We start from the raw sequence: 17343 nt of genomic DNA on the forward strand, positions 1-17343 counted from the left end.
CCGCCAAGGCTCGGTCCCCCGCGCCTTCCCGTCAATGGATCCTGACGCCCGTCAGGATGACGGCGGCGCGGGAGGGATCAGACCCGATATTTGCCGAATTCGAGGCGGGCGATCGCGCGGTTGTGCACCTCGTCCGGCCCGTCCGCCAGGCGGAGCGTGCGGATCGTGGCATAAGCGCGCGCCAGGCCGAAATCGCTGGTCACGCCGCCGCCGCCATGCGCCTGGATCGCATCGTCGATCACCTTCAGCGCCATGCGCGGGCCGGCGACCTTGATCATCGCGATTTCCGCCTGCGCGGCCTTGTTGCCGGCCTTGTCCATCATGTCGGCGGCCTTGAGGCAGAGCAGCCGCGTTATCTCGATATCGATGCGGGCCTCGGCGATGCGCTGTTCCCAGACGGACTGTTCGGCGATCGTCTTGCCGAAGGCGACGCGGCCGAGCAGGCGGCGGGCCATCTTCTCGATCGCTTCCTCCGCCACGCCGATGGTGCGCATGCAATGGTGGATGCGGCCCGGCCCGAGGCGGCCTTGCGCGATCTCGAACCCGCGGCCCTCGCCCAGCAGCATATTCTCCACCGGCACGCGGACATTGTCGAGGATCACCTCGGCATGGCCGTGGGGGGCGTCGTCATAGCCGAAGACGGGCAGCATGCGGACGACCTTCACGCCGGGCGCGTCCATCGGCACCAGGATCATCGACTGTTGCGAATGGCGCGGCGCATCCGGGTTGGTCTTGCCCATGACGATGTTGATCTTGCAGCGCGGATCGCCCACGCCCGACGACCACCATTTGCGGCCGTTGATGACATAATGGTCGCCGTCGCGATCGATCCGCGTCTCGATGTTGGTGGCGTCGGACGAGGCGACGGCCGGCTCCGTCATCAGGAAGGCGGAACGGATGTCGCCGTCCATCAGCGGCTTCAGCCACTGGTCCTTCTGGGCGCGGGTGCCGTAGCGGTGCAGCACCTCCATGTTGCCGGTATCGGGGGCGGAGCAGTTCATCGCCTCCGACGCCCAATAGACGCGGCCCATCTCCTCCGCGCAGAGCGCATATTCGAGGTTGGACAGGCCCGGCCCCTCGAAATGGAAGCTTTCGTCCACATGCTGCTGGCCGCTGTGGGGCGGCATGAACAGGTTCCAGAGCCCCGCCGCCTTGGCCTTGGCCTTGGCTTCCTCGATCACCGGCAGCACCTTCCAGCGCTCGCCGGTCTCCTGCTGCTCATGATATTCGGGATCGCGCGGGCGGACGTGGGTTTCGATGAAATCGCGCACCCGGTCGCGCCAGTGGGTCTCGCGCTCGCTAAGGGTGAAATCCATCGCTCTCTCTCCCGCTGACTAGACTTTTCTTCCCTGCGCTATGCCCCTTGAAAGCGTTCGTCCAGCCGCCGAGGCGTTCGGAAATTGGCGATCGGGCCATCTAATATGCGACGCCCGGCCATGACGCAGCGTAAAAGCCCGGGAGGAGATTTTCGCGGGCACGGACGCGGGAGCAGGCGATGATGCGGGATGCGGCGGCTGGAATGGCGGGCGAATGGCGATTGCGCCACCGCTGGCCGACTCGGATATGGCATTGGGCCAATGCGGTGATCGTGATCGTCATGCTGATGAGCGGCCTGATGATCTTCAACGCCCATCCCCGCCTCTATTGGGGCCAATATGGCGCCAATGCCGATCATGCCTGGCTGGAGATCGGATCGACGCCAACGCAGGGCATATTGCGGATCGGTGACGTCATGGTGCCAACCACGGGCGTGCTGGGCCGGTGGACGGACGGCGACGGCATGGTGCAGACCCGCGCCTTTCCCGGCTGGGCGACGATCCCCACGCGCTACAGCCTTTCGGCCGCGCGGCGCTGGCATCTGGCCTTCGCCTGGGCGTTCGCGATCGGCGGCGCGGCCTATGCGGCCTGGTGCATGGCGCGCGGCCACCTCAGCCGCGATCTGCTCCCCCGGCGGGGCGAACTGGCGCCCGGCCATCTCTGGGCGGAGATCACGGCGCATGCCCGGCTGCGGCTGGCGAAGGGGGAAGCGGCGGCGCGATACAATATCCTCCAGAAGCTCAGCTATCTGGCCGTGCTGTTCGGCCTGCTGCCGGCCATGCTGCTGAGCGGGCTTGCCATGTCGCCGGCGATGGATGCGGCCTGGCCCTGGCTGGTCGATCTGTTCGCGGGCCGCCAGTCCGCCCGGTCCGTCCATTTCATCTGCGCGATGCTGATCCTGGCCTTCGTCCTCGTCCATCTCGCGATGGTGGCGGCCGCCGGCCCGGTGCGCGAGCTGCGGGCGATGATCGGCGGCTGGTATCGCCTGCCGGAGGAACGGGCATGAGGCTTTCCCGCCGCCGCCTGATCGGCTCGCTCGCCGCGGCACCGCTGCTCACCGCCTGCGACCGGCTGACCTATAGCGAGGGCTTCCGCGAGGGCCTGCGCGCGGCCGAGGGGCTGACGATGCGTGCGCAGCGGCTGGTGATGGATCGCGGCGCGCTCGCCCGCGAATTCGGCGCGGCGGATATCTCCCCCGTCTTCCGGTCCAACGGCACCCGCCGGCCGGGATCGCAAAGCTATGCCGATCATGCCGCGCGGGGCTTTGCCGATTGGCGGCTGGCGGTGGGCGGGCTGGTGGCGCGGCCGCTTTCGCTGTCGATGGCGCAGATACGCGGCCTTCCCGCCCGCACCCAGATCACCCGCCACGATTGCGTGGAAGGGTGGAGCGCGATCGGCCGGTGGACCGGCGTGCCGCTCCGCCTGCTGCTGGAAGGCGCCGGGGTTTCGACGCGGGCGCGCTACATCGTCTTCCATTGCGCCGACGATTACGGGCCGGTGCGTTATTATGAGAGCATCGACATGGTGGATGCGCTGCATCCCCAGACGATCCTCGCCTGGGCGCTCAACGGCGCGCTGCTGCCGATCGAAAATGGCGCGCCGCTCCGGCTTCGGGTGGAACGGCAGCTCGGCTACAAGCATGCCAAATATGTCGAGCGGATCGAGGCGGTGGCCGGCCTGGCCGCGATCGGCGGCGGCAGGGGCGGCTATTGGGAGGACAGCAACGATTATGAATGGTATGCCGGGATCTGACGGAAACCCCGTCCGCCTCCACGATTATTATCGCTCGTCGGCGGCCTATCGCGTCCGCATCGCGCTCAACCTCAAGGGCATCGCCTTCGAAAGCGTGCCGGTGAACCTGCTGGCGGGCGAGCAGCGTGGGCTCGCCTTCCGCGCGATCAACCCGCAGGGGCTGGTGCCGCTGCTGGAGATGGACGGCATCCGCATCGGCCAGAGCCTGGCGATCATCGACTATCTCGACGCGCGCGTGCCCGATCCCGCTTTCGTGCCGCGCGATCCGGCGGCGCGGGCGCGGCAGCTCGCGCTGGCGCTGGTGGTGGCGTGCGACATCCACCCCATCAACAATGTCCGCGTGCTGCGCTATCTGGGGGGCGAGCTGGGCGCGGACGAGCCCGCGCGCGAGGCGTGGATCGGCCATTGGGTGCGCGAAGGCTTCGCCGCGCTGGAGGCGATGGCCGCCCAGGACGGGGCCGGCACGGCGGCGCGACCCTATCTGGGCGGCGCCGCGCCGGGGATCGCCGACATCTGCCTGGTGCCGCAAATGTATAATGCCCGGCGCTTCAAAGTCGCGCTGGACGACTTTCCGCTGCTGGTGCGGATCGATGCGGCGCTGGCGGCGCTGCCCGCCTTCGCCGCCGCCCATCCCGATCGCTTCGCGCCGGAAGGTTGAAGGCCGCCGGCCGGAATTTGGCGCGATCGCGCACGACAAAGCGATTCCCGTGCGTGGGCGGCGGTTTATAGAGGGGCCATGCGCGCCCTGATCCTGACCGCTTTCGCCCTTCCTTCCGTCGCTTATGCCGAGGGGCGCGATATCGTCGTCACCGGCGCCGGGCTGGAGGCGCCGGCCGGCCTCGCCGCCTATGACGTGAGCGTGATCGAGCGCGACCGGCTGACGACCACGGCCAGCGGGCGGCTGGAGGATGTGCTGCGCGACGTCGCCGGCTTCCAGCAGTTCCGGCGATCGGATTCGCGATCGGCGCATCCCACCAGCCAGGGGGCGACCTTGCGCGGGCTGGGCGGCAACGCATCGGCGCGCGCGCTGATCCTGCTGGATGGCGTGCCGCAGATCGATCCTTTCGGCGGCTGGATTCCGTGGAGCGCCTATGATCCCTCGCGGCTGGGGATGGTGCGGGTGACGCGCGGCGGCGGCAGCGGCGTCAACGGGCCGGGCGCGCTGGCCGGCACGATCGAGTTGATGAGCGCCGGGCCGGACGAGATCGCGCCCGCCTGGGTCGCCATCGCTTATGGCAGCCGGGACAGCGTGGAGGCCGAGGCGGGGGTGAGCGGCGCCATGGGCGGCGGCTATGGCGTGCTTTCGGCCAGCTATGCGCGCGGCGACGGCTTCACCCCCATCGTCGCGGCCGCGCGCGGCCCGGTGGATCGGCCGGCCTTCTACGAACAGGCCAGCCTTTCGGCGCGGACCGCCTTTGCCGTGGGCGGCGATACCGAATTGCAGACCAATCTGCTGGGCATGCTCGACCGGCGCAATCGCGGCACCGATTTCACCCCCAACCGCAATCTCGGCGCCGATGCCAGCGTGCGGCTGGTGGGGCGCGGCCGCTGGGGCTGGGAGGCGGCGACATGGCTGCAGCTCCGCGAATTTTCCAGCGGCTTCGCCAGCGTGAACGCCGATCGGACGGCGGTGAATCCCTCGCTCGACCAGTATAATGTCCCGGCGACCGGCCTTGGCGCGCGGTTCGAGGTCCGCCCGCCGCTGGGCGGCGGGGTGGAATTGCGGTTGGGCGGCGACGCGCGCCAGACCACCGGCGAGACGAAGGAGCTTTACAGCTTCGCGGCCGGCGCGCCGACCAGGGCGCGCCGCGCGGGCGGGCGGACGCGCACCTTCGGCGGCTTTGCCGACCTGAGCTTCGCCCCGGACGATGCCTGGACGCTGACGGCGGGTGCGCGGATCGATCGCTGGCGGATCGAGAGGGGCCATCTTGACGAGACCGTGCTGGCGACGGGCGCGGCGGCGACCGACCAGGACTTCGCCGATCGGTCGGGATGGGAGCCGACGGCGCGGGCCGGCATCGCCTTCCGGCCGGCGCAGGCGGTGACGCTGCGTTCCGCCGGCTATCTCGGCTGGCGGCTGCCCAGCCTCAACGAGCTTTACCGCCCTTTCCGCGTCGGCGCGGACGTGACCGCCGCCAACGCGCTCCTGAAGCCCGAGCGGCTGAAGGGCGTCGATGCGGGCGTCGATTATCGGCCGCTGCCGGGATTCCGCCTTTCCGCCACCCTGTTCTACAACCGGCTGGACGACGCCATCGCCAACGTGACCCTGGCGCCCAATTCGCGGCAGCGGCAGAATCTGGAGGCGATCCGGTCGCAGGGGATCGAACTGGAGGCCGCCGCCCGCCACGGGCCGTGGCAGCTTTCGGGATCGTGGACGCTGATCGACGCCAAGGTGCGCGCCGATGCCGGGCCGTCCGCCGCGCTCGATGGCTTGCGCCCCGCGCAGACGCCGCGCAACCAGGCGAGCGCGACGCTGGCATGGAACCGGCCGGATGGCATGGCGGCATCGGCGACGGTGCGGCATCTCGCCGGCCAGTATGAGGACGATCAGAACAGCCGCCGGCTGGGTGCGGCCACCACGCTGGATGCGGTGCTGCGCGTGCCCGTGGCCCGGGGCCTCAGCATCGAGGCGCGCGGCGAGAACCTGACGGACACGCTGGTCGAGGCCGGGATATCGGGCGCCGACGTGATCGAGCGGGCGACGCCGCGCACGCTCTGGATCGGGCTGCGCTACGGCGGCTGAGCGCCGGCGGGAATCCGCCCCGAAAATGGTGGACTTGGCACCGCGGATTGGGAAGAAATAGCAACTGGCAGCCTGGTGGATCATATCCACTAGACCATGGATGAGCGGCCCGCCCCGAGCGCAAGGAGACCCATGTGGTAGACGCCGCCCGCAGCACCGGCCTCGCAAGCGCGCCCGTCCATATCGAAACCAACGGCTATGTGCTGCGCAGCCTGACGCCGGCGGACGTGACGCCGCGTTTCGTGGAATGGCTGAACGGGCCGGGCATGCTGGCGGGCCTGAACCTCGCGGCGCTGAACTTCGATCTGGAAGGGCTGCGGCGGTTCGTTGCCGGCTTCGATGGCCTGCACAATCATTTCATCGGCATATTCGATCGCGAGAACGGCCTGCTCGTCGGCTTCTACACGATCGACGTGGATCTGACCCACAAGGTGGGCAACATCACCACCGGCATCGGCGAGACGGCCTATCACGGCCGGGGCGTGCTGCTGGCGACGATCGATGCGCTGCTCGACCATTTCTACGCCTATCGCGATGTGGAGAAGATGACGGCGCGCATCCTCGCCCGCAACGTGCGCATGATCTTCAATTTCCAGAACGACGCGCGCTTCAAGTTCGAGGCGAAGCTGCGCCGCGAATGCCGCGCGACGGATGGCACGCGGCTCGACGTGCTGATCTTCGCCTCGCACAAGGACGGGTAGGATCGCGGCGGAACGGACGGGAGAGACCTATGGATTATCTCTATGAGGCGCGGAAGATCCTGTCGGGCTGCCTGTTCGTGCCGATCGAGAAGATCGGCGCCGACGACGCGATCAACGCCGCGCAGGAGGTGGACAGCCTGAACTTCGCGCTGATCGTGGTGGAGATGGAGAATTTCCTGAAGGCCGAGGTCGATCCCGTCGACCTGCTGGAGATGCGGACGGTGCGCGATCTCGCCCGCATCCTCGAACGAGGGCCGCAATGAACCAGCCCCGGTTCAGCGGCGCCTATACCGATGCCGCGAACTGGCTCTACCGCATGGCCCGCGAACATAATGGCGAGAATATCCGGGCGGAGGTGAACGGCGCCGATGTGCTGCTGGTGCAGCGGCTGGAGGATGCCGAGCATGTGCTGCGTCGGCGGGCGGACAATTATCGCAAGAACATGCACTGGTTCCGCCACATGCTGGGGCCGTCGCGCTTTTCCGAAGTGGGCGAGGCGTGGGAGATACGGCGCGAGCTGACCCAGCATTATCTCGCCAAGTTCGATCGCGAGCGGACCCACGGCCTTGCCGTCCGCTATGCGGACGAAGCCGTCGGCGCGCTCGCCGGGCGCAGCGCCGCGGGCGATGCGGTGCTGGACGAAAGCCTGCTCCGGCGCATGACGGTATCGGTGCTGATCGAGAATTTCTTCGGCGTGCCGCTGGCCGAAACGCGGGTGGATATCGATCGGCTGGCGACGCTGATGGAATTCGGGTCCGAATATGCCTTCGCGCCGACCGTCGACACCAGCGCGTTGAACCATCGCCACCTGGCGGCGCTACCCCGCCTGCGGCGCGAGATATTCGATGATTTCCGCCTGTTCCGCGAAGGCGCGCTGCCGGACAATCCGATGCTGGAAGGCATGCTGGCGGCCGATCGCGATTCCGAAAACGATATCATGCTGGAACATGAGCTGCTGACCTTCTTCGCCGCCGGCGCGGAGACGACGGCATCGGGCATCGGCTGGGCCTGCTACCTGCTGGCCCGCCATCCCGATGTGCAGCGCGGCCTGCGCGATGCGCTGGCCCCTTTCTGGGAATCGCCCCGGCGGGATTGGGCGCATCTTTCGACGATCGCCCCGCTGGAAGCCTTCGTTTCGGAGGCGCTGCGCCTCTATCCGCCCACCCCGCTCGTCACCCGGCTGGCCACCGGGCCCGACCGGATCGGCGACCATGCGATCGCGGAAGGCGACAATATCTTCGTGTCGATCCCCGGCGTGCAGCATGATGCCCGGCTGCATCCCGATCCGTGGGCGCTGCATCTCGATCGCTATCGCAACAATGCCAGCGCCGGATCGAACATCGCCTTCATCTTCGGGCCGCGCGTTTGCGGCGGCAAGAAATTCGCGCTGGTGGAGCTGGCCGCCTTCGTCGCCACCTTCCTGAAGCGCGCGGATTTCGCCCTGACATCCGATGCGCCGCCGCGTTTCCACTGGAAATCGCTGATGCTGCGCGAAGGCGGCCAGCCGGTGCGGGTGACGATCAGGGATTGAGGCAGACGGGCGCGGGGCCGGACAGGACCGGCGCGGCTTCGGCGCCGGACCAGATGCCCGTAAGGTAGAGCGCGCGGGCGCGGGCGCGGGCGAGCTTGCCCGATGAGGTGAAAGGCAGGGCGCGCGGCGGAACGAAGACGATCGTCGCGGTGATGCCGAGGGTCGAGGCAAGCGCCTCGCCGATGCGGGCGCGCAGCGCATCGCGATCGGCGGAAGCGCGCTGGACGAGCAGCACCACCGTCTCGCCGCCGCCATCGTCCACGCCGAAGGCGGCGGTATCGCCGGGGCGGATCGGCGGAACGGTTTCGGCCGCCCATTCCACGTCCTGCGCCCAGATGTTGCGGCCGCGCACCGCGATCAGATCCTTGGCGCGGCCGGTGACGAAAAGCTCGCCGTCGCGCAGGAAGCCGAGGTCGCCGGTTTCGAGCAGCGCGCCCTCCGCAAGCGGCGGCGCGCCGTCATAGCCGGGCATGATGTTGGCGCCGGCCACGCGGATGCGGCCGGTGGCGCCATCGGGCAGGGCGTTGCCGGCATCGTCGGTGATCCGCACGGTGATGCCGGGCAATGGCCGGCCGCAGCCGACGAAGCGGCGTTCGCCTTGCGCGTCGTCGGGCGCATCCTCGCGGGGCGGGCTGCCGGCCTGGGCGATGCTGATCGCCAGCACCGCCTCGGCCAGGCCATAGCTCGGCTGGAAGGCGGCGGGATCGAAGCCGGCGGACGCGAAGGCGGATGCGAAGGCCGCCATGTCGCGCCCGCGCACCATGTCGCCGCCGATGCCGGCGACGCGCAGGGCGGAAAGATCGAGGCCCTGTTCCCCGCTTGCCCGCTCGGCCGCCAGCCGCCAGGCGAAGGAGGGGGCGTAGACGATTTTGCTGCGCTGCTGCGACATAAGCCGCAGCCACAGGCCGGGGCGGAGCGCGAAGGCGTTGGGCGAGAGATAGTCGACGCTGCGCTGGGCTGCCATGGCGACGATCGAGAAGCCGACCAGCCCCATGTCGTGGTAGAGCGGCAGCCAGGAGAAAGCGCGATCGTCGCTGCGCAGGCGAAGCCCGGCCGATGCGATCGCCGCGACATTGGCCATCAGCGCCGGCAGCATGATCGGGATGCCGCGCGGATCGGCGGTCGAGCCCGAGGAATATTGCACATAGGCCGGGCGATCCGCGGCAGCGGGAACGGGGGCCGTCGGCGGTGCGGATATCGGCGCCGTGAAGGCTTCCAGCGCCGCCGCCCGGCCGGCGCCGACCGCCGCCTGGACGATGGCGATCATCCGTTCGGGCGCCAGCATCAGCCCGGCGCCGGTGCGGGCGAAGAAACGGGCCAGCTCCATGGCCGGCGCGTCGCCGCTGCCGGGTTGCAGCCGGTGGGGCAGGATGCAGGGGACGATCCCGGCATATTGGCAGCCGTAGAAGACGGCGAGGAAGGCGGGCCCGGTCTCGGCGACCAGCGCGATGCGGTCCCCGGCGCGCAGGCCGGCTTGGCCGAGATGCGCGGCGGCGGCGCGGGCGGCATCGCGCAGCGCGGCATAGCCCATGCTGCCGGCGGGATTGCCGCGCCCATCGAAGAAATTGACCCCGGTTTCGCCGCGCGCGGCATAATCCAGCGCCTCGACAAGGCCTGGGAAATCGCCGAGGCGCAGCGGCAGGGAGGCGTTGGCCGTCGGCGTCACGGGGCGATGCCGTCTTCCTTCGGTTCGGTGCGGAAGGCGGCGAACAGCATCAGGTCCAGCCGTTCGCCGCTGGCCGTCAGGCATTCCTGCCGCAGCCGCGCCTCGAAATGAAAACGCGGGCTGGCGTCGAGCTTCTCCACCATCGCCCGATTGCCGGCGAGCACGCGGGCCACGATCTTGTCGACATCGCGGAACGCGAACATATGGTCCAGGAAGGCATCGATCGTCGCCGCCTGCACCGGGCGATCGGCAAAAGCCGGGTCGAGGCCGGTGGTGATGTTGCCCACCTTGTGGTTCAGGTCGACGTCGAGCGTGTAGAAACCCGCCAGCGCGCCCTGGTCCCGATCGAATATCCCCACGAAATAATGGTGGAGGTCGTTGAAGCTGGCGACGAAGGCGCGCAGCCGTTCCAGCGAGAAATCGAGCGGCGGCAGGTTGAGCCCGTCGCGCAGCGGCGCATCGTTCAGCCAGGCGGCGAAACGGGGCGTCACGTCCGCCGGTGAAAGGCTGCGCAACACATAGCCGTTGGTTTCGATATGGACGGGGGCGCCGCGCGGCCCGGCCGAGGGGGTATCGGGCCGGGCTAGGGCCTCAGAAGCGCCAGTTGACATAGATCTTCCCGCCATGATCCGAATAATCCCCGCCGATCTGGCCCGAATAGGTGGCGCCGATCCCGAATTCGGGGGTGATGTCGTAATGGGCGCCGGCCTCGATCGCGGCGGCATCGCGCGCGACCGGCACGCCCTGGATCGAGAAGGGCGTGCTGCCCGCCAGGAAGGACGCGTCCGAATAAGGCCGCGCATCCCAGAAGGCGTGGCGCCAGCCCAGCATGCCGTTCAGTTGCACGCTGTCCCCGTCGCCCACCGCGATATCGTATGTGGCGCGGCCGCCCAGCGTGGTGAACACCGTGTCCATATTGTCCTTGTTGACGCGCAGCGCCGCCTCCCCGCCGCGTTCGGCGAAGCTGTCGGTATGGAGGTGGACATAAGCGGCGTTGAGGAAGGGCTTCAGCGTGATGCCGCCATAGATCAGGCTGTAGGATGCCTCGCCGAACACCTGCACGGTCGATCCGTCATAATCGGCGGACAGCGCATCCGAGAAGCCGTCGAAGGCGACCGAGCGGTTGGCCTTCAGATTGTGCCAGCTATAGGCCGCGCCGGCCTGAAGCTGGAACTGGCCGTAATCGCCGCCGGCATAGGCGCCGACATGGTAGGCCTTGTCCTTGGTGCCCGATACATAATCGTTCACGCGATATTTGGCGTGGCTGTAGCCGCCGACGATGCCGGCCCGCCAGCTGGAGCCGAGGTCCATGTCGGCCCCCAGGAACACGCCCTTGATATCCCGCTTCAGCCGCGATGCGGTGCCGTCGCCCGAATGGTGGCCCCACGAACCGAAGACCTGGAGCCACAGGCCCTTGCCGACGGCGTTGGGATCGTCGCCCAGCCCGGCCGTCGCCAGCCGCTTGCCCACCGCCTCGCGCAGGAAGCGGCTGTCGTCCAGCATCCCGGTGCGGACCGAGGCGTGAATCTCACCCGTCAGCTGGCCGAAGGCTTTGCAGGCGCTGGCATCGTCCGGCGACATCAGCAGCGCGCCCTTCAGCGGGCTGTTGTTCGGCCGCGAATCGGCCCCGCCGGCCACGGCGAGCTGATTGCGCGATCCGCAGGCCGCCTCGTTGAGCGCGCGGGTCTGTTCCACCGTCAGATAGGCGTTGTTGGCGTCATATTCGTCCGCCAGCCCCAGGAAGGCGGACAGCGCCGTATCGCCCGACACGTCGAACGTGCCGGAAAGCCCGCCGGTGGCGGTGAGGACGGTGTAGCGCGTGCCGACCTGATAGGCGCCCTCCTGGCTCTTCACCACGTCCAGCTTGGCGCCCGAGGCGAGCGTCGCCGCGCCGGTGACGGCGATCACGTCCGACGTATTCGACAGCGGATCCAGCGCGGCGCGATAGATGCCGCCCGATGCCTGGTTGTAGGCACCGTTGACGGTGAGCGTGCCGGTGGCGCCCGAAGGGGTGATGATGCCGCCGCTTTCCACCGTCGTGGCGCCCACCCGGCCGCGGCCGGAAAGCGTGCCGCCATTCTGGACGAGCATCGCCGAGCTGCCGAGATCGCCGATCACGTCGAGCGTGCCGGCCGTGACCCGCGTCTGGCCGGAGAAGGTGCCGCCCGTCGCCACCAGAAGGGTGCCGGCGCCCGCCTTGGTGAGCGTGCCCGCCCCGCTGATCGGGCCGTTGACGGTCAGCGTGGTATCGGCGTCGGTAAGGTAGGTGCCCGCGCTCAGCACGTTCACCGCGCGGACGGAGGTGAAGCTTGCCGTCGTCTGCAGCGTGCCGCCGTCGAAGCTGAGCGCGCCGGACGACGCGCCGAGATTGCTGGCGTTGGAGATGCGCACCGTGCCGCCCTGCAGCAGGGTGCCGCCGGTATAGGTGTTGGCGCCGGAGAGGACGAGCGTGCCGCCGTCCGTCTTCACCAATTGCGTGTTGCCGGTAAGCTCGGTGGCGATGGTGGCGGTGAAGGCGGCGCCGGCGGCGGTGCCGTCGCCTACCCGGATCGTCGATTGCGGGCCGACCAGGATCAGCGGCGCGCCGTCGATCGTATAGCCGTCCGCCGCGAACTGCATGCCGGCGGCGGTGACGTTGCCCTGGCTGCGATCGACCGTGACGGTGCCGCCCGTGCCGGCGAAGATGGCGAAGCTGTCGTCGCCATAGGCCGCGTTGACGGCGCCGTCCGATCCGGTCCAGTTGTCGTTGCCGCGGGATGTCTGCCACAGGCCGCTGCCGCCATCGACCACGCCGTTATTCTTGGGGCCGGTGCCGTCCCAATAATCGAAGCTGAGCGGCCCGGCGGCGTAGATCAGGTTCACCTGATTGGCGACCGATGTCTGCACCGTCAGGTCGGCCGGCGGGACGGTGCCGAGATCGAGGCCGTTGTCCGTCAGCATGCCCTGATAGTTGATCAGCCGGTAGATGCCGGGGCCGAAATTGCCGGTGGCGGTGACGTCGATCGTGCCGTCGAGCGTGAGGTTGCCGGCGACGTTGATGAGATCGTTGAACGCGCCGCCCACCGTGCCCGGCTGGCCGAGATTATAATCGAGCCGCGATCCGCCGGCCAGGGTGAGGTTGCCGGTTACGGCGAGCGTGCCGGCGGACCCGGCATCCGCGCCCGGCCGCAGCGTGCCGCCGTCCTCGACCGAGAGATTGCCGCCGAGCGTGCCGTTGCCGCCCAGCACCGCACCGCTGGCGACGGTGGAGTTGGCGGCCGCATTGCCGCCGAGCGTGCTGTTCACCAGCAGCGTGCCCGCCGTGACGTTGACGCCGCCGCCATGCGCCGCGCCGTTGCCGGTGAAGGCGAGCGTGCCGGCCCCTGCCTTGGTGATCGCGCCCGCGCCGGAAACGGCGCCGCCGAGCGTCAGGCTCGTGCCGGGATCGGTGATAATCGTGCCGGCGGTATCGAACGTTGCCGCGCGATTGGCGGTGAAGCTCCCCGTCGTCTGCAACGTGCCGCCGCTGAAGGTGAGGCCGCCCGCGGCCGCGCCGAGATTGGCGTCGCTGGCGACCTGGGTGACGCCGCCGGTGAAGCGGGTGCCGCCGGCATAGCTGTTGGCGCCGATGAGGACGAGGGTGCCGCCGCCGGCCTTCACCAGCCCGCCGGCACCCGAAACCGCGCCGTTGAGCGTAAGGGTGGTGCTGCCGGCGGTGTCGACGGTGCCGGTGCCAACAAGGTTGACCGCGCGGCCGCTGGCGAAGGAGGCGCCGGTGCCCAGCGTGCCCGCTTCGAAGGTGATCGCGCCGGATGCCGCGCCCAGATTGCCGTCATTCACTACCTGCAGCGTGCCGGCGCGGATGCGGGTGCCGCCCGTATAGCTGTTGGCGCCGGCCAGGATCAGCGTGCCGCCATCGGCCTTCACCAGTTCGGACGATCCGGTGATCGGCGCATCGATCACGGCGGTGAAGCCCGTCGCGCGGGTGGTGCCTTCGCCCACGCGGACCACCGCCTGCGCGCCGGTTAGCGTAAGGGTCCCGCCGGTGACGACATAGCCGTCCGCCGCGAACTGCATGCCCGATGTGGTGACGGCGCCAGGGCCGTTGTCCACCGTCACCGTGCCGCCCTGTCCCATGAAGATGGCGAAGGCCGCATCCGCGAAGGGCGCGATGTCGGTGCCGTTGGCGTCGGTCCAGTTGGTGTTGCCGCCCGATGCCTGCCAGGTGCCGGTGCCGCCGTTGATCGTGCCGTCGCCATGCGGGCCGTTGCCGTCCCAGTAATTGAGGACGAGATCGCCGGCATAGATCAGGTTCACCTGATTGGGGATCGACGTCTGCACCGAAAGGCCGGTGGCGGAAGGTGCGGTGCCGATGTCGAGGCCGTTGTCGTTGAGCGTGCCGCCATAGTCGATGATGCGATAGAGGCCGGGATCGAACGTTCCGCCGGGGGCGACGGCAACGTTGATCCGGCCATCGAGGACGAGATCGCCGTTGACCTCGATCAAATCGTTTTCGGGGCCTCCGGGGGAGTCGGCGCGCCCGAACTGGAAGTCGAGCGCCGCGCCGGACGCGAGCGAAAGATTGCCGCCGATGCCCAGCGTGCCAACGGAAGCCGCAGCCGCGCCGGGTGTCAGCGTGCCGCCGTCGGCGACGGTTACGTTGCCGCCCGCCCGGCCTTCGCCGCCCAGCCGTGCGCCGCTGGCAACGGTGATGTCACCGCCGAGGCTGCCGTTCACCCACATCGCGCCGGCGGCCACGTTGGTGGTGCCGGCAAAGCCCGCGCTGCTGCCGGTCAGCACCAGATCACCGGTGCCGGCGGTGGTGAGCGCGCCCGCGCCCGATACCACGCCACCCAGTGTCAGCACCGTGCCGGGATCGGTCAGCAGCGTGCCGCTCGTCTCCACCGCCAGATTGCGGGTGGAGGTGAAGCTGGCGGTGTTCTGCAGCGTGCCGCCGGCCAGCGTGATGGCGCCCGCCGCATCGCCCAGATTGGCGTCGCTCGATACCTGCAGCGTGCCGGCTTCGATCCGCGTGCCGCCGCCATAGGTGTTGGCGCCGGTCAGCGCCATCGTGCCGGCGCCCTGTTTCACCAGCGCGCCCGGGCCGGAAGCGACCCCGCTCATGGTGAAGACGGTATTGGGATCGACCAGGAACAGGCCGTTCGACTGGAACACCATGTTCCGGCCGGTGCCGAAGCTGGTGAGCGTCTGCAGGGTGCCGCCCTCGAAGGTGAGCACGCTGGTGCCGGCGCCCAGCGCCACGGTGTTGGCGATGGCGATCGTGCCGGCCTGCAGGCGGGTGCCGCCGGTATAGCTGCTGTTGCCCGCCAGTTGCAGCGTGCCGGTGCCCTGCTTGATCAGGGTGCCCGCGCCCGAAATGGCGCCGCCCAGCGTGAAGGTGGTGCCGGGATCGGTGATGATCGTGCCGGTGGTCTCCAGCGTCGACGTGCGGTTGGACGTGAAGCTCGTCGTCGTCTGCAAGGTGCCGCCGCTGAAGGTCATCGCCCCGGTGGCGGCGCCCAGATTGGCATCGGCGGATATCTGGGTAAGGCCCGCGCCGAACCGCGTGCCGCCCGCATAGCTGTTGGTGCCGGCCAGCACCAGCGTGCCCGCGCCCTGCTTCGCCACGCCGCCCGCGCCCGCGATGGTCCCGCTCAGCGTCAGCGTCGTGCCGGGATCGGTCAGTAGCGTGCCGGTGCCCTCCATCGTCAGCCCGCGCGCGGTGGCGAAACTGCTTGTGGTGCGCAGCGTGCCGCCTTCCGCGAAGGTGACGGCGGTGCCTGCCGCGCCCAGATTGCCGTCACTGGCGATCTGCAACGTGCCCGCATTGATGCGGGTGCCGCCCGCATAGCTGTTCGCGCCGGTCAGGATCAGCGTGCCGCCATCATCCTTCACCAGTTGCGAAGCGCCGGTGACCTGCGATGCGATCGTGGCGGTCGTCGCGGCGGAACCGCTCGTGCCGTCGCCGACCCGGATGGTGGCCTGCGGACCCACAAGGGTCAGCGGATCGCCCGTGATCACATAGCCGCTGGCCGCGAATTGCATGCCGGATGCGGTTACGGCGCCCGGGCCGTTGTCGATCGTCACGGTGCCGGCGGTGCCGCCGAATATCGCAAAACCGCCGTCCAGATAATGGGCCACCGGCGTGCCCGACACGTCCGTCCAGTTGGTGTTGCCCGCCCCCGCCTGCCAGGTGCCGCTGCCACCCGTGATCTGGCCGTCGCCCGCCGTGCCGCCGCCATCCCAGAAATCCAGGTTGGGGGAAGGGAAGACGAGATTCACCTGCTTGTCGATCGATGTCTGCACGGTCACGTCCGGCGTGCGCGGCAGATCGCCGACGACGAGCCCGTTGTCGCTCAGGGTGCCGGCATAATTGATGATGCGATAGATACCGGGGCCGAAAGTGCCGTTGGGGCTGAGCGCGACGTTGATCGTGCCGTCGAGCACAAGATTGCCGTCGACATTGATCAGGTCGTTGAGTCCGCCCACGGGCACGTTCGGGGTGCCGAACTGGAAATCGAGGATCGCGCTCTGCGTGAGGTTGAGATTGCCGCCGATGGCGAGCGTGCCGACCGAATTCGCATCCGCGCCCGGCGTCAGCGTGCCGCTGACGGTGACGCTGCTGCCCAGCCTGCCCATGCCGCCCAGTTGGGCGCCGCTGGCGACGGTGGATATCACGGTGGCGTTGCTGCCCAGCGTGCCGTTCACCCACAGGCTGCCGCCATTGACCGTCGTGGAGCCGGTGAAGGCGGAGCTGTCGCCCGTCAGCGTTTCCGATCCGGCCGTGACGGCAAGCGTGCCGCTGCCGGTGAAGACGCCGGCATAGGTGTCGGCGGCGTTGGAGAGCGTCAGCGTCTGGTTGGCGAGCGCGACGGTGCCGCTGCCCGCGAGCGACCGGATCGATCGGTTGGCGACGGTCGAGACATCGAAGGTCCCGTCCGCGACGACCCGGCTTCCCGCCAGGCTGCCCGCGCCGGTCAGCGCCAGCGTGCCGGCCGCGACATGGGTATCGCCGGTGAAGGCATCGCTGTTTGCGGTCAGGTTCAGCCGGCCCGTCCCGCTCTTCGCCAGCGTGCCTGCGCCGCTAACCGCGCCCGATTGGGTGGCCGTGCCGTCGGAGATGATGTTCAGCGTTGCGCCGCTGTCGATCGAAGCGGCATTGGCGACGGTGATGCCGTTCGCATAAGCGAGCGCGCCGCCCGTGCCGATCGCATGCACGGCGCTGGTGCCGAGCGCCAGGTTGTAATTCAGGTTCAGCTGGCCGCCATGCACCTCGGTGGTGCCGGTGAAGCCGCTATTGTCGTTGGGCGTGCCTGCCGGCGCATCGGGATTGGCCGTCCGCACCCGCAGCACCGTGGTGCCGGCATAGCTGGCCAGCGTGCCGTTGCCCACCAGCGGAGTCTCGAACGCATAATTGCCCGTGGTGTCGCTGTGGTTCAGCGCCACCGTGCCGGTGCCGGCGCCGAACTGCACCTTGCCCGCCTGCAATGTGCCCGGCGCCGTGGCCGCGCTGCCGGCGGCCGCGCCGATATTCAGCGTGCCGTTGCCGCCGGCTTCCACGCCGAGGGTAAGCGTGCCGACCGATACGAAGTCGTCGGACAAGTGGAAATAATGGCCGCCATCGGGTGGCTGGACCCGCGCGATCGTCCCGGAA

Annotated in this window: 11 protein-coding genes; 7 read left to right on the forward strand and 4 right to left on the reverse strand. The window is 69.1% G+C overall.

Going from position 1 to position 17343, the window contains the following annotated elements:
- Positions 1-77: 77 nt before the first annotated feature.
- Positions 78-1316 carry an acyl-CoA dehydrogenase family protein gene (locus CV103_RS00070; RefSeq protein WP_107393546.1) on the reverse strand — a complete coding sequence of 413 codons (1239 nt, stop codon included), beginning with the start codon at positions 1314-1316 and terminating at the stop codon, positions 78-80.
- Positions 1317-1495: 179 nt separating this feature from the next.
- On the opposite strand from CV103_RS00070, the gene CV103_RS00075 reads away from it, so the two are divergent.
- From CV103_RS00075 to CV103_RS00105, 7 genes are all read left to right on the forward strand, one after another.
- A complete protein-coding gene (locus CV103_RS00075; RefSeq protein ID WP_425443804.1) occupies positions 1496-2323 on the forward strand; it encodes a cytochrome b/b6 domain-containing protein in 828 nt (275 codons plus the stop codon).
- On the forward strand, positions 2320-3069 hold the full coding sequence (locus CV103_RS00080; protein ID WP_107393547.1) for a molybdopterin-binding protein: 750 nt from the start codon (positions 2320-2322) through the stop codon (positions 3067-3069). The genes CV103_RS00075 and CV103_RS00080 overlap by 4 nt, the downstream gene beginning before the upstream one ends.
- Complete coding sequence (maiA, locus tag CV103_RS00085) at positions 3056-3727, forward strand: maleylacetoacetate isomerase (protein ID WP_107393548.1); 672 nt, start codon at positions 3056-3058, stop codon at positions 3725-3727. Before CV103_RS00080 ends, maiA begins: the two co-directional genes overlap by 14 nt.
- Before the next feature lie 78 nt (positions 3728-3805).
- Positions 3806-5812 carry a TonB-dependent receptor gene (locus CV103_RS00090; protein WP_107393549.1) on the forward strand — a complete coding sequence of 669 codons (2007 nt, stop codon included), beginning with the start codon at positions 3806-3808 and terminating at the stop codon, positions 5810-5812.
- 134 nt (positions 5813-5946) lie between these two features.
- Positions 5947-6513, forward strand: a complete 567-nt coding sequence (locus CV103_RS00095) for a GNAT family N-acetyltransferase (protein WP_107393550.1) — start codon at positions 5947-5949, stop codon at positions 6511-6513.
- A 29-nt stretch (positions 6514-6542) separates the two neighbouring features.
- The gene (locus CV103_RS00100) at positions 6543-6776 is read left to right on the forward strand and encodes an acyl carrier protein (RefSeq protein ID WP_015458876.1); all 234 of its coding nucleotides are present in this window, start codon (positions 6543-6545) and stop codon (positions 6774-6776) included.
- On the forward strand, positions 6773-8044 hold the full coding sequence (locus tag CV103_RS00105; protein ID WP_107393551.1) for a cytochrome P450: 1272 nt from the start codon (positions 6773-6775) through the stop codon (positions 8042-8044). The genes CV103_RS00100 and CV103_RS00105 overlap by 4 nt, the downstream gene beginning before the upstream one ends.
- Here the strand turns inward: CV103_RS00105 and CV103_RS00110 are convergent.
- The 3 genes from CV103_RS00110 to CV103_RS00120 are packed head-to-tail and all read right to left on the reverse strand — an operon-like array spanning position 8034 to position 17291.
- Positions 8034-9710 (reverse strand): AMP-binding protein, encoded by a 1677-nt coding sequence (locus CV103_RS00110; protein ID WP_170112515.1) that lies wholly within the window; start codon positions 9708-9710, stop codon positions 8034-8036. The two genes, CV103_RS00105 and CV103_RS00110, sit on opposite strands and share 11 nt — an antisense overlap.
- Complete coding sequence (locus tag CV103_RS00115) at positions 9707-10321, reverse strand: GNAT family N-acetyltransferase (protein ID WP_107393553.1); 615 nt, start codon at positions 10319-10321, stop codon at positions 9707-9709. The genes CV103_RS00110 and CV103_RS00115 overlap by 4 nt, the downstream gene beginning before the upstream one ends.
- Positions 10302-17291, reverse strand: a complete 6990-nt coding sequence (locus CV103_RS00120; RefSeq protein ID WP_107393554.1) for an autotransporter domain-containing protein — start codon at positions 17289-17291, stop codon at positions 10302-10304. Before CV103_RS00120 ends, CV103_RS00115 begins: the two co-directional genes overlap by 20 nt.
- Positions 17292-17343 lie beyond the last annotated feature (52 nt).

It is taken from the genome of Edaphosphingomonas fennica (assembly GCF_003034225.1).
Taxonomy (GTDB): Bacteria; Pseudomonadota; Alphaproteobacteria; order Sphingomonadales; family Sphingomonadaceae; genus Sphingomonas_E; species Sphingomonas_E fennica.

Excerpts from the sequence above, each read along its gene's own strand:
- CV103_RS00115 (WP_107393553.1), bottom strand. The coding sequence starts at position 10,321 with ATGTCAACTGGCGCTTCTGAGGCCCTAGCCCGGCCCGATACCCCCTCG.
- CV103_RS00070 (WP_107393546.1), bottom strand. The coding sequence starts at position 1,316 with ATGGATTTCACCCTTAGCGAGCGCGAGACCCACTGGCGCGACCGGGTG.
- CV103_RS00100 (WP_015458876.1), top strand. The coding sequence starts at position 6,543 with ATGGATTATCTCTATGAGGCGCGGAAGATCCTGTCGGGCTGCCTGTTC.
- CV103_RS00080 (WP_107393547.1), top strand. The coding sequence starts at position 2,320 with ATGAGGCTTTCCCGCCGCCGCCTGATCGGCTCGCTCGCCGCGGCACCG.
- maiA (WP_107393548.1), top strand. The coding sequence starts at position 3,056 with ATGCCGGGATCTGACGGAAACCCCGTCCGCCTCCACGATTATTATCGC.
- CV103_RS00090 (WP_107393549.1), top strand. The coding sequence starts at position 3,806 with ATGCGCGCCCTGATCCTGACCGCTTTCGCCCTTCCTTCCGTCGCTTAT.
- CV103_RS00105 (WP_107393551.1), top strand. The coding sequence starts at position 6,773 with ATGAACCAGCCCCGGTTCAGCGGCGCCTATACCGATGCCGCGAACTGG.
- CV103_RS00075 (WP_425443804.1), top strand. The coding sequence starts at position 1,496 with ATGATGCGGGATGCGGCGGCTGGAATGGCGGGCGAATGGCGATTGCGC.